Annotated in this window: 12 protein-coding genes; 2 read left to right on the plus strand and 10 right to left on the minus strand. The window is 60.5% G+C overall.

The annotated features are described in order from the left end of the window. Positions 1-938: TolB family protein (locus tag U9R81_RS17785; RefSeq protein ID WP_416180987.1), on the minus strand; the 938-nt coding region annotated here is incomplete at its 3' end. A 215-nt stretch (positions 939-1,153) separates the two neighbouring features. After that, the gene (locus tag U9R81_RS17790; RefSeq protein WP_322496758.1) at positions 1,154-2,101 is read right to left on the minus strand and encodes a foldase protein PrsA; all 948 of its coding nucleotides are present in this window, start codon (positions 2,099-2,101) and stop codon (positions 1,154-1,156) included. 213 nt (positions 2,102-2,314) lie between these two features. Between U9R81_RS17790 and U9R81_RS17795 the strand changes: the two genes are divergently transcribed. After that, positions 2,315-3,097 (plus strand): enoyl-ACP reductase, encoded by a 783-nt coding sequence (locus U9R81_RS17795; protein WP_322496759.1) that lies wholly within the window; start codon positions 2,315-2,317, stop codon positions 3,095-3,097. 60 nt (positions 3,098-3,157) lie between these two features. Then, the gene (locus tag U9R81_RS17800; protein ID WP_322496760.1) at positions 3,158-3,514 is read left to right on the plus strand and encodes a hypothetical protein; all 357 of its coding nucleotides are present in this window, start codon (positions 3,158-3,160) and stop codon (positions 3,512-3,514) included. A 21-nt stretch (positions 3,515-3,535) separates the two neighbouring features. Here the strand turns inward: U9R81_RS17800 and U9R81_RS17805 are convergent, their stop codons facing one another. The 8 genes from U9R81_RS17805 to U9R81_RS17840 all read right to left on the minus strand — a co-directional run. After that, positions 3,536-5,008, minus strand: coding sequence for an NADH-quinone oxidoreductase subunit N (locus tag U9R81_RS17805; protein WP_322496761.1), 1,473 nt, complete (start codon positions 5,006-5,008; stop codon positions 3,536-3,538). Positions 5,009-5,306: 298 nt separating this feature from the next. Then, the gene (locus U9R81_RS17810; protein WP_322496762.1) at positions 5,307-6,884 is read right to left on the minus strand and encodes an NADH-quinone oxidoreductase subunit M; all 1,578 of its coding nucleotides are present in this window, start codon (positions 6,882-6,884) and stop codon (positions 5,307-5,309) included. 341 nt (positions 6,885-7,225) lie between these two features. After that, positions 7,226-9,154: an NADH-quinone oxidoreductase subunit L gene (gene nuoL / locus U9R81_RS17815; RefSeq protein ID WP_322496763.1), complete on the minus strand. Its 1,929-nt coding sequence runs from the start codon at positions 9,152-9,154 to the stop codon at positions 7,226-7,228. A gap of 6 nt (positions 9,155-9,160) precedes the next feature. Then, positions 9,161-9,463, minus strand: a complete 303-nt coding sequence (gene nuoK / locus U9R81_RS17820; protein ID WP_066790060.1) for an NADH-quinone oxidoreductase subunit NuoK — start codon at positions 9,461-9,463, stop codon at positions 9,161-9,163. Next, entirely contained in the window at positions 9,463-9,969 is a 507-nt protein-coding gene (locus tag U9R81_RS17825) for an NADH-quinone oxidoreductase subunit J (RefSeq protein ID WP_322496764.1), read from the minus strand. The genes nuoK and U9R81_RS17825 overlap by 1 nt, the downstream gene beginning before the upstream one ends. Before the next feature lie 56 nt (positions 9,970-10,025). Then, a complete protein-coding gene (gene nuoI, locus U9R81_RS17830) occupies positions 10,026-10,553 on the minus strand; it encodes an NADH-quinone oxidoreductase subunit NuoI (RefSeq protein ID WP_281181294.1) in 528 nt (175 codons plus the stop codon). A 5-nt stretch (positions 10,554-10,558) separates the two neighbouring features. Beyond that, on the minus strand, positions 10,559-11,779 hold the full coding sequence (gene nuoH / locus U9R81_RS17835) for an NADH-quinone oxidoreductase subunit NuoH (RefSeq protein WP_322496765.1): 1,221 nt from the start codon (positions 11,777-11,779) through the stop codon (positions 10,559-10,561). 112 nt (positions 11,780-11,891) lie between these two features. After that, positions 11,892-12,604, minus strand: a 713-nt coding sequence (locus U9R81_RS17840) for a molybdopterin dinucleotide binding domain-containing protein (RefSeq protein ID WP_322496766.1), incomplete at its 5' end; no start/stop codon positions are given.

Here is a 12,604-nt window from a genome sequence, read left to right on the forward strand (position 1 = left end):
GGCGGACGGTGCCAACCGGCGCCGGCCAGCGTCGGCACGCCGCCGCCCTCGCTGCTGCCGGCAATCATAGTCAGATTGATGTCAACCAACGCCTGATAACCGAGAAAGCGTTGATAGGCCACCTCACGCGCATCGGGAGACCACGCCGGCGCATAGACGAGATAGCCCGCCTCGACCGAGCCATCGGCAGTGGTGAAGCCCCACGCATTAGCGCCAGCCCGATTCACTAGCCGGATCGAGTTAGTTTGGCCGGGGAAAGGCAAAAAGTCAGGTTGCGCAGTTGGCGGAGTCGTGTATGCCAACCGGCGGCCATCAGAGGCGAATGCCGGATCACAGCCGGGGCCGATAGTGCGTTCCGTCGCCGCTGGCAGATCGACGATCGTAACAGTTGCCGCCGCGCACCAGCGACTCCAGCGCTCCCAATCGAACGGCAAGACCGGCGGATCGGCAGCAGCGGCATAGGCGAGCGACAAGCCGTCAGGCGTCCAACTCAGACCATACGCCGCGCGACCGCGCACCAGCACCTGCGCCTCACCGCTCTGGCGATCGATCACACTGATCGTCTGGCCATAGGCAATCGCAATCTGCCGGCCAGCAGCATCAACGGCGACATCGCGCACCTCAGCGGCCAGCACCCGCTCGCGCCCGCTCGCCGGATCGAGCGCCACCAATGACCCATTCCGCACAAAGAGAATCTCAGCCGGATAGGCCGGCGCTACAACTTGCGGTTCGGGCAACGGCGTAGGTGAAACTGGCGCCGGCGTTGGCAGCGTGGTTGGCGTCAAGGTTGGCACCGGTGTCGGCAACGTGACCGTTGCGGTCGCCGGCGCAGCGGCCGGTGAAGGAATCGGCGAAGACGGCGCCGGCGTTGGCGGCAACGACGCCGCGCCGCACCCGGCAAGGACGAGCAGGCAGAGCAGCCAGAAACGGTGCAACATTGTGATCACGTCCTTCCTGCAAGCAGGCGAATGCTCATCTTGGAGAGTTGCGGCGCCAACCGGACGCACGCAATCATCCCGTTCACTATAAAGATGAACGTGATCGATCGTTAGTTCCCGCGGTAGGGACAGAGCGTTGCTCTGTCCCTACCGATGACGGTTGGGTTAACGTTGGTAGGTAGGGACAGAGCGGCGCTCCATCCCTACTCTCCCGGTTACGGTTGGGTCAACGTCGTGAGATCAACCAGAATTTCAATCTTGCCGGCTGACTGGGCTGCGCTGCGCAACTCGGCCACCCACGGCAAGAAAGTGGCATTAAACGCCTCTTGGCCGGCAGGCGTATCGATCAACGCTCGGTCATCAAACGAACGCACCTCCGGGCCGCCGGTCACTTCGATAATATGCCAGCCGTAGTCGGTCTGCACCAAGCGCAGCTCACCCGGCTTCATACTAAACACCGCCTCTTCAAACGGCGCAACATACAGACCACGCGGCGCCCAACCCAGATCGCCGCCTTGGGCCGCTGACCCCGGATCATCCGAGCGCGTGCGGGCCAGCGCCGCGAAATCGCCGCCACTTTGCAATTCAGCCAGAATTGCCTCAGCGGCAGCTTTGCGGCTCTCGGCTTCTTCAGGCGTGGCCGACACCAAAATATGGCGCGCGCGCACCTGCTCGGCGGTGGTATGCTTGAGCAACATCTGCTCGATCAGCGCATCACGCCGCAGCAACCGGCGCAATTCCGCCTCATCGGCAATGTTATTGCTTTGCAGAAACGCCGCAAACTGCGCCTCGTCGCCACCAGCTTGCGCCAGCCGCAACTGGATCACTTGCTCGTCGATTTTGGTCTCATCGACGGTAGCGCCCTCTTGCAGAGCGGCCTGCACGACTAATTCAACATCGATCATCTGATCAAGCAATGTTTTTGGATCAGCTCCCGGCAAATAAAACCGATCAAAATCTCGCCGCAAGATAAACCCGTCGCCAACCCGCGCAATCACCCCTTCCGGCGCTGAAGCAGTTGCGGCGGTTGGCGCCGGCGGCGCGCTGGTCGTTGTTGGCGAACCGGCCACTGTTGGCCCCGATGGCCCACCGCAAGCAGTTAGCAAAAGGCTCGCGGCCAAGACCAGCCACGCAGCGCGACGAATAAACCAAGCTAGCCTCACGAATAGACTCCTCTCCAAAACCATGTAGTGGACGTATTACAGACAATACGCCGCAATATGTTCATCCTACCACATGTTGCATACCGGAACGAACAAGAGATGGCGATCATACGCACCAAAACCTTTGCGCCAAAGTATGGTAAGATGGCGCGCTAGTGAGGCGAAACAACGTTTGCCCAGATTGCAAGCTGCGATACAATGGAGGAACAACCTATGGGCCTTATGGAAGGCAAGAAGGGCCTGATTCTCGGTGTGGCCAACGACCGCTCGATCGCGTGGGGCATCGCGCAGGCCCTGCATCGCGAGGGAGCGACGATTGGCTTTAGTTACCTTGGCGAGGCGTTGGAGCGGCGTGTGCGCCCGTTGGCCGAGAGCCTCAATGCGCCTTTGATCGAGCCGTGCGATGTGTCGAAAGATGAAGACATCGCCGCGCTGATGGAACGCGCCCGCGAGACGTTTGGCCAGATCGATTTTCTCGTGCATGCGATCGCGTTCGCCAACAAAGAGGAATTGAGCGGTACGATCCTCAATACGACCCGCGAAGGCTTCCGCATTGCGCTTGAGATTAGCGCCTACTCGCTGATCGCGCTGGTCAAGGCCGCCGAACCGATCTTTGCCCCCAACGCGACTGTGCTGACGCTCAGCTACCACGGCGCGCGGCAGGTGATCGGCAGCTACAACGTGATGGGGGTTGCGAAGGCTGCGCTCGAAGCCAGCGTGCGCTATCTCGCTGCCGGCCTCGGCCCGCGCGGGATTCGCGTCAATGCCATCAGCGCCGGCCCGATCCGCACCCTCGCCGCGAGCGGCATCTCGAACTTCCGCAGCTTGCACAAGCATTTCGCCGAATACGCGCCGCTCCGCCGCAACGTGACGATCGAGGACGTCGGCAATGCTGCGCTCTACCTCTGCTCGCCACTGTCTGCCGGCGTCACCGGCGAGATCCATTATGTCGATGCCGGCTTCAACGCGATTGTGCCCGGCAGCAGCGAAGAGTAGCGGATCGAACGGCAGTGTGCTACAATGGGGCAACATGCGCACTGCAATGCGGAGGAGAGCATGGTAGAGGTTGCAATTGTCTCAACCGATAGCGGAACGGCGCAACGGTTAGCAGCGCTGATCGCTGACCTTGATTTCCGCGTCACGGCATATACGCCTGATACGCTACCGGCAGAGCTGCCAACCCTGTTTATCGTCGCGATGCCGGCGCTAGCTTCGCCCGAAGAACAGGTGATCGAGCGCCTCCGCGCTGATGAGGCGACGGCAAACATCCCAATTGTAATTGTGAGCGCATTGCCGATGAACGAGTTGCAATCAGTTCCCTACGCCAGCGATTGGACGATCGCAATCGTGCCGGAACCGGTCGAGGCGAAGGTATTAGTCGATACGATCAATTTCCTCTTAGGCAAGGAATGATTGGTTGGCAGGGGCGGGTCATTACGACCCGCCCAACGCTACCAACGAGCGTTCCACCAAGGCGAACACCGGCGCCGGGATGAGGCCAATCGCAATTGTTCCGACCGCCGCCACCACAATATCAACAGTAAGACCGCGATTGAGCGCAGGAGCCGGCTTGCCTTCCGGCTCGGTCATAAACATGCGGATGATGACGCGCAGGTAGAAGAAGGCGGCCACCGCGCTGGTCAACACTCCCACTAACGCCAACCACGGCAGGCCCCCCTCCCATGCTGCGGTGAGTGCGTAGAACTTGGCCATAAAGCCAGCCGTTGGCGGCACGCCGGCCAGCGAGAACATAAAGATGGCCATCGCTACTGCGAGCATGGGCTGGCGCTGATAGAGACCGGCAAAATCGTCGAGCCGCCACGCATTCTCGCCCTGATGCTCCAGCGCGATCAACACTGCAAACGCCCCTAGATTGCTCAACGCATACACCAGCAGATAGAAGATAAACGCTTCCGGCCCGCGTTGCTCGCCGGCGACCATTACCCCCAGCATCACGTAGCCGGCATGGCCGATGCTCGAATAGGCCAGCATGCGCTTGACATTCGTCTGCGCCACGGCGCCCAAATTGCCGACCACCATTGTCAGCGCGGTGAGGCCAGCCAGCACCGGCAACCAGTACTCGGTCAGCGTCGGCAAGCCCTCGAAGAGCAATCGCACCAGCGCCGCCAGCGCCCCCCCCTTGGTGCCGACGCTCATAAACGCAGCCACTGGCGTCGGCGACCCCTCATAGACATCGGGTGTCCACATATGGAAGGGAGCCAGCGCCACTTTGAAGGCAAAGGCGATCAACACCATCGCTGCGCCGCCGAGCAACAACGTGAGATTGAGGTCGCCCAAGCCGCGGTTGGCCACATACGCGCCAATCTCGGCCAGCCGGGTCGAACCGGTCGCGCCAAAGATCAGCGCGATGCCATAGACAAAGAACCCGGCTGCGAACGCGCCCAGCACCAGATATTTCATCGCCGCCTCTTCCGAGGTCAGGCGCGGGTAGGCAAAGCCGGTCAAAATGTAAAGCGTAATCGAAAGCGTCTCGATCCCAAGGAACAGCACGATCAGATCGGCGCCTTGGGCAAGCAGGATCATGCCGCTGACGGCAAACATGATCAGCGGATAGAATTCGCCTTGCTCGATCCCTTGGCTCGGTAAATACTCCAGCGACATCGCAATGCTGAGGATGCCGACCAGCAAAAAGACCCACGTCAACGTGAGCGCAAACGGATCGAGCCGCAGCATGCCGCCGAAGGTGGTACCGGTCACTCCCCAGAGCGGCAGACCAACCAACCCAGCCGCCACCAACCCGCCGATCGCAAGATAGCCGGTCAGTTTCTTGCGACCATCGGGAATGAAGAACACGTCAACCAACAGCAAGACGGTCGCCCACGTAACCACCACCAAGAGGGGCGCCATTAACGTCAGATCCACCGGCGGGATCGTCAATGAATCCATCTGATCTCCTCCTCGCCTGCGCCGGCGATACCGGTTGGTTCCGCTACCTCACCTTGCGCGCCGGCCAGATGCGCCATTTGAGCTATGTGTGTATGGGGTACTATCATTTCACGTCCGTTCTCACGTCCAAGCAGTTCTCTATGCTATGGCGAGGGCGGGTTGAACAAAGCGACGCATTGTCGCCCACAATCAGCGTTGACGAACCTAGCAACGCTTTTTGCTAGAACCGCTTACCGCCCTCGTGCGCTTCGCACCAACCCCCATCACTGCTATCCATCACGCCAGACACCGCCGATCGCTACCCGCCCGCCACCTGCGCCATCAATTCGGCAACCAGCGCCGCGACACTATGCTGCATACCGGCAAAGAAGAGGGCGGGATAGATGCCAATCACCACAATCGGAATGCTCAACAAGGCGAACGTTGTGAGTTCGCGCCGGTTGAGATCGGGCAAATTGGCATTGGCCGGCAGCGAGACCTCGCCCATAAAGACGGCCCGGAAGAGTTTGAGCAGGTACGCCGCCGCCAACACCACCCCACCGACTGCAATCGCAACATAGACCCAGCCGAGCAAGGGGGAGCGGAACGCGCCGGCAATGATGGTAAACTCACCGACAAAGCCATTCAGGCCCGGCAAGCCCGCCGATGAGAGCGCCACCAGCAGACTGAAGGCGGCAAACACCGGCATCACCTTCCACAAGCCGCCGTACTCGGCCAGTTCGCGGGTGTGGCGCCGCTCGTAGAGCACCCCGACCATCAAGAAGAGGGCGCTGGTGCTGAGGCCGTGATTGACCATCTGCAACACCGCGCCGCTGATCCCTTCCGCGTTGAGGGCAAAGATGCCGAGCACGACAAATCCCATGTGACTGACCGACGAGTAGGCCACCAGCTTTTTCATATCTGACTGGGCAAACGCCACCGCCGCGCCATAGATAATGCCGATGACCGCCAGCACAGCCAAGGCCGGCGCGGCCCACTGCGATGCCGCTGGAAAGAGAGTAAGATTATAGCGAATGATGCCGTAGCCGCCCAATTTGAGCAACACACCGGCCAGCACCACCGAACCAGCCGTGGGAGCTTCGACGTGCGCATCGGGCAACCACGTATGGAATGGCCAGAGCGGCACCTTCACCGCAAAGGCGAGGAAAAACGCGCCAAAGAGGAGCCGTTCGGCGGTCGTATCGAGCGTAAAGCGACCTGCCCGCAGATCGCTGACAAAGCGGCTGAAACTGAAGGAGCCGCGAAAACCGGGTTCGGCGGCGGCAATAGCGTCGCGATGGAGCAGGTGCAGCGCAATCAACGCCAGCAACATCAGCACCGAACCGGCAAACGTGTAGAGAAAGAACTTGCGCGCGGCGTAGATCCGGTTCTGGCTTCCCCAAATCCCGATCAAAAAGGTCATCGGAATGAGCGTAAACTCCCAGAAGAGGTAAAATAACAGCAAATCCTGCGCCAGAAAGACGCCGAGCATCGCTGTCTGCAAAATGAGCAGCAGAATCTGGAAGTTCCGCACATCCTTATGCACCGAATCCCACGTTGACAGCACCACGATCGGGCCGAGAAAGGTGGTCAGCATCACCAGCCAGAGACTGATGCCATCAACCCCCAAACTATAGGTTGCGCCAACGATCGGCAACCACGGCAACTCTTCGACAAACTGCATGACCGGCGGCGCGCCCACCATCGCAATCTGCATCGGATTAGTCTCGAAGCGCAGTGGCAACAGCAGCGAAAGGAGAAAACCGGCCACCATCGTCGCGAGCGATATCTGGCGGGCCAACTCGGCATTGGCGCGCGGCACGAACAACAACACCAACGCCCCGGCTGCCGGCAGCCAGAGGATGAGCGAGAGGAGCGGAAAGCCTAGCTGATTCATAGCACTCCCTCGTGGAGCGACGGGCCGGCCAGATCATTGCCAGCCGCCGCTCCGGCCTTCCCGTACCAGAGAACCCTTGACCGTCTGTGAACGACGTTTGTACCTGTTTGCACCGGCACCCGTTATGCGGCGAAACAATCCCCTGCGAGCACGACCCGATCCCGCTCAGCCATCGATCCCGCCGCAGCGGGAGATTGCTTCGGGCGCTCCGCGCCCTCGCAATGACCGATGGACACGCGGTCGTTGGTCGTGCCCCCACCACCCCGGCCCCCTCCCCCGCTGGAGGAGAGGGCGCTGTCTTCTCCCGCCCCCAACGGGGCCGGGTGGGGTGAAGGCCGCGCCTAGCGGGCAAACCACAACATCACCCCTAGCACAATCAAGACCCCAACTGTAAAGACCAGCGCGTAGTTGCGCACATAGCCGGTTTGCAAGGCGCGCACGCCGTTGGCCAAGCCGCCGAAGAAGCGGCCAACTCCCATCACCAACCCATCAACCCCTTGCGGGTCGAAGACGCGAGCCAGAAAATCGGCCAGACGCTCGAACCCAGCCACCACGGTGCGCTGGTAGAGCCGGTCGAAATACCACGCCTCTTCCATCCCTTCCCAGATATCGCCGCTGTAGCGGTAGGCCGGATCTTTGCCGCCAATTTTGATTTTGGCCGCGTTGGTGGCGTACACCCACCAGCCGAGATAGCCCATCCCTACCGCGCCAGTGGTCGCGATCAACGCCAGCCAGAGATTAAATTCGCCGGCCTTCTCGTGCAACACCGGTTCGAGCCAATCGGTCAACCAGTGCAGCACTGGCAAATTGATCGCACCGCCAATCGTTGCGCCAACCGCCAACACCACCAGCGGCACGGTCATCACCGGCGGGCTTTCGTGCGGATGATAGCTGGGATCGCGCTGCGTGCCGAAGAAGACCAGCGCCACCTGCCGGCCCATATAGAAGGCGGTGAGCAGCGAGGTCAGGAAGAGAATAACAAAGATCGGCGTCTGGCCGTGACTGATCGCATGGGCCAAAATCTCGTCTTTACTCCAGAAGCCGGCAAACGGGACAATGCCGGCCAGCGCCAACGCGCCAATCACATAGGTGCGGAAGGTGGTCGGCATGGCGTCCTTGAGTCCACCCATCCGCCGCATATCTTGCGTGTCGTGGGTACCGTGAATCACCGAACCGGCGGCGAGGAAGAGCAGGGCCTTAAAGATACCGTGGGTCAGCAGGTGGAAGATCGCGGCCACATACGCGCCCATGCCACAGGCCGCCACCATAAACCCCAACTGCGAGACGGTGCTATAGGCCAGCACCCGCTTAATATCCCACTGGGCCATCGCCGCAGTGCCGGCCAGCAGCGCCGTCAGCGCGCCGATCCATGCCACCCAGCCTTGGGTCGTAAATGACGAGACAAACAATGGCTCGGTGCGGGCCATCAAATAGACCCCGCCGGTCACCATGGTAGCGGCGTGAATCAGCGCCGAGACCGGCGTCGGGCCGGCCATGGCGTCGGGCAGCCAGACAAAGAGCGGGAATTGGGCGCTTTTGCCGGTGGCGCCGATCAGTAACAGGAACGAGATCGCCGTGCTGACGAAGATCGGTTGCCAATCGGGGCCGATGCGCAGGCCGGCGATATCGCCAACCCGTTCGAGGAAGCCAAGCTGGCCCTCGGCGCCATCACCATAAAAATTGAGTGTGCCAAAATACGCGAACACGGCCAGCATGGCGAGAATAAAGGCTGCGTCGCCGATCCGGTTGACCACAAACGCCTTCACCGCCGCTGCGCTGGCCGACTTACGCTCAAACCAGAAGCCGATCAGCAAGAACGAGCAGAGACCGACGCCTTCCCAACCGAGGAACAGCAGCAACAGATTGTTCGCCATCACGAGAAAGAGCATCATGGTGACGAACAGATTGAGGTAGGCAAAATAGCGCACCACCCGCGGGTCGCCGTGCATGTAGCCGATTGAATAGACGTGGATCAACGCGCCGACGCCGGTAATCAACAGCGCCATCACCGCCGTCAGCGGGTCAAACATAATCGCAAACGGCACCCGGAAGCTGCCGGTATTGATCCATTCCCATGCCGTGCTAACAATTCGCCGTTCTTCGGGTGGCATGCCGGCCAGCATCGCCACCGCAATCAGCGTCACCACAAACGCTACCGCCACCAAGCCGCTCGCCACCAGACCCGCTTCGCGTTCGCGGCGAATGACGAACACATTCAACAGAAAGCCAATAAACGGCAGCAGCGGAATAAGCCAGATCAACAGTTCCATAGCCGGCTAGCCCTTCAATGTACTGACTTCATCGACATCTGCCGTGCGTTTGGTGCGGAAGATCGAGACGAGCAGCGCCAAACCGACGGCCACCTCCGCGGCGGCCACCGTGATGACAAAAAAGACGATCACCTGCGCTTCGACGCCGAGCCGTTCGCGGGCAAAAGCGACCAAGGCCAAGTTGGCCGCGTTGAGCATCAACTCAACCGACATGAAGACCACGATCGCATTGCGCCGTAACAAGACGCCGAGCACGCCGATCGTGAACAAGATGGCGCTGAGCAACACATAATACGAGGTGGGCACCATCAGATCTTCCTCCCGCGTTGATTCAAGACCACTACCCCCACCACTGCGATCAGCAGGATAAACCCGGTCACCTCGAACGGCAGCAGATAGTCGGTGAAGAGCAGTGCCCCCAACGACCGCGGATCGCTGAATTGGGCCAGTGCCTCGCCATCGGGCGGCGGGGTGGTCGCACCCCCTAAGCCGACTACGACCGACACCACCAGCAGAGCTAAGCCCAACAGCAGCGCCAACGGCTGCTGCCATGCAATTCGATCCGGCGCGTCTTCCACTTTTTCGGCGCCCAACAACATCACCACAAAGAGGAAGAGCACCATAATTGCGCCGGCGTACACCGTGAGCTGAATCGCGAACAGGAACGGGGCGCTCAACAACAAATACATCACTGAAATGGCGGCGAAGTTCAGCAGCAAAAAGAGCGCGCTATGCACCGCATTGCGTGACACCAGCATCGCCACCGCGCCGGTAATCGCGATCACGGCTGTGATGAGGAACAGGATCAAGTCCATACACCGTGCTCCGGATATTGCAACCGCAGAGGCGAACCAAGCGCCTCTGCGCCAGATCACAAATCAATCTTGGCCGGCGGGCTAGGTTGCCGGTTAAGCTGCTGCAAGATCGGCGGCGGCTCACCGTGACCTTTATCTGGGGGCACGAGCAGCATCTCTTTGGTGTAGATGGCGGCGCGCCGGTCGTAAAAACTCAACTCATACTGGTGCTCGAGCACAATGGCGTTGGTGGGGCAAGCATCTTCGCAGTACCCGCAGAAGATGCAGCGTAGCATATTAATCTCATACACCGCGGCATACCGCTCGCCGGGTGAGCGTGGGTTGGCGGGGTCATTTTCCGCCGGAATGACCAAGATCGCATCGGCGGGGCAGGCGGCGGCGCACAACGCGCAACCGATGCACCGCTCTTGGCCGTTGGCGAAACGCTTCAGTTCGTGGCGGCCACGGAACCGCTCACGTACCGGACGCTTCACTTCGGGGTATTGCACCGTCACCGGACGCTTGAACATGTAGCGCAGCGTGGTTCCTAACCCTTTGACCAGTTCTTTGAGCATACGTCTATCCTTTCGGGCAATGCCCCGCATCACCCCTACGATTGTGGAAGCTGTACATCATTGACTAAGGTGACATTATCGACCGGTTTGGGAGTGCGGTTGAAGCCGAGCGCGATAGCGATGGTGAGAGCTCCCAAGCCGAACAAGACCCACGAATGCACCACGCGATCGGGAATAAGGACGATCACGACTGCAGTGTAGACCAGATTGAGCAAGCCGAGCGGCAACAACCACTTCCAGCCGAGATCCATGAGCCGATCGTAGCGCAGACGCGGCCACGAGGCGCGCACCCAAACCGAGATGAACAAGAAGATGAAGACCTTGAGCAAGAATGCGCCGAGCGAGACGAGGCCGAAGACGATGCTGCCGGCCACTGGCCCGGCCAGCGCGGTCACTTCGCGGCCCAGAATGTCGAGGCCGGGGAAATTCCAGCCGCCGAAGAAGAAGGTGACGGCCAAGGCCGAGACCGCAATGAGTTTAATATATTCGGCCATAAAGAAGAGGGCAAATTTCATCGAGCCGTACTCGGTATTGTAACCGCCGGTCAACTCTTGCTCGGCTTCGACCAGATCGAACGGCGCGCGCACCACTTCGGCAGTTGCCGCCACCATAAAGAGGACAAAACCGAGCAATTGCGGGATGATGCCCCACAAGCCGCCTTGTTGCTGCGTCACGATCTCGTGGGTCGAGAAGGTGCCGTAGGTCATCACCACGCTGAGCACCGCACACCCTAAAGCCAATTCATACGAGATAAGCTGGGCCGAGGAGCGGATGCCGCCGAGCATCGAGTATTTGTTGTTCGAGGCCCAACCGGCCAGTGTGATGCCGTAGACGCCGATGCTGGTCACGGCCAGCACATAGAGCACACCGATATTCAGATCGGTAATCTGCAAGATATTCCACAAGTTGGCCCGTGCCGGATCATAACAGGCCTGATAATCCCAGTTGAGGTTGAGACAACCGAACGGAATGACGGCCCAAATGATCAGCGCCGGGATCACGGCCAGCGCTGGCGCCAGCAGATAGACCGGCTTATCGGCCATCGCCGGCACGATATCTTCTTTGAAAAAGAGCTTGACAGCATCGGCGGCGGGTTGCAAAAAGCCCTTCGGCCCGGCCCGGTTGGGGCCAACGCGGTGCTGCAAGCGCGCGAGGAGCCGGCGCTCGAACAGGGTCAAATAGGCGAAGGCGGTCGTCACTGCGAGGGTGATGACAAAGCACTGAATGACGATAATCAGAATGGTGAGCCAGTCCATGATCGCTTCCTTTATGGCATGATACCCTCATCCCCCAACCCCTTCTCCCGCATTGCGGGAGAAGGGGAGCGTCGGTGTACCGAAGAGAGGCTGATGCACGAACGCGCGCCTTTCAACCCATGACCACTTTTGCCAGACTCACCCGGGTGCGCGGGCCGGTTTCGATAGCGGCTGCCGTGACATCGGCCAATCCCGCCGGCAGCAAGATGATGCCCGCCGGTAGATCGGCCAACACACGCGCCGGCAGCACTAGTTCACCGGCTGCCGAGGTGAGCCGCACTCGATCGCCGCTGTGGATATTCAGCTTGGCCGCATCATCGACGCTGATTGCCACGTGGCCCGCCGGCACGAGACTCTGCAACTTCGAGCCGCGCAGATGGCGGTCGCCGTCATACGCCAGCACCTGTTCGAGCAACAAGAGCGGGCGGTCATCGGCGAAACCGGTAACTGCGCCGGTGAAATTCAAGGTTACACCCTTAGTTAACGCTGGCGGCAACACCAAACCGACTCCTTCATTATTGGTATAGCTGGTGCCATCGTAGTAGATCGCGTCATCGGGTTGGCGACCCCAACTGCCACCCGTGCCGGTAGCCGCTAAGGCAGCGTAGGTAATACCGGCATAACCCGGCGCTTTGGCAGCAATTTCGGCGGCGACATCAGCCGCTACCACGTACTCCCATGCCTCGGCAGTCACCGGGATCGGGCCATTCCGCCCGCCGCCAATCGGCACCATCGCCAGCGTTTGGGCCACTGCGGCGATAATTTGCCAATCAGGCCGGGCCTCACCCACTGGCGCGCAGGCTTGCCGCGAGCGTTGCACCCGCC

The sequence above is a fragment of the Chloroflexus sp. genome (assembly GCF_034435895.1).
Lineage (GTDB): Bacteria > Chloroflexota > Chloroflexia > Chloroflexales > Chloroflexaceae > Chloroflexus.

Coding starts and splice junctions, on each gene's coding strand:
- U9R81_RS17795 (WP_322496759.1), top strand. CDS start 2,315: ATGGGCCTTATGGAAGGCAAGAAGGGCCTGATTCTCGGTGTGGCCAAC.
- U9R81_RS17800 (WP_322496760.1), top strand. CDS start 3,158: ATGGTAGAGGTTGCAATTGTCTCAACCGATAGCGGAACGGCGCAACGG.
- U9R81_RS17805 (WP_322496761.1), bottom strand. CDS start 5,008: ATGGATTCATTGACGATCCCGCCGGTGGATCTGACGTTAATGGCGCCC.
- U9R81_RS17810 (WP_322496762.1), bottom strand. CDS start 6,884: ATGAATCAGCTAGGCTTTCCGCTCCTCTCGCTCATCCTCTGGCTGCCG.
- nuoL (WP_322496763.1), bottom strand. CDS start 9,154: ATGGAACTGTTGATCTGGCTTATTCCGCTGCTGCCGTTTATTGGCTTT.
- nuoK (WP_066790060.1), bottom strand. CDS start 9,463: ATGGTGCCCACCTCGTATTATGTGTTGCTCAGCGCCATCTTGTTCACG.
- U9R81_RS17825 (WP_322496764.1), bottom strand. CDS start 9,969: ATGGACTTGATCCTGTTCCTCATCACAGCCGTGATCGCGATTACCGGC.
- nuoI (WP_281181294.1), bottom strand. CDS start 10,553: ATGCGGGGCATTGCCCGAAAGGATAGACGTATGCTCAAAGAACTGGTC.
- nuoH (WP_322496765.1), bottom strand. CDS start 11,779: ATGGACTGGCTCACCATTCTGATTATCGTCATTCAGTGCTTTGTCATC.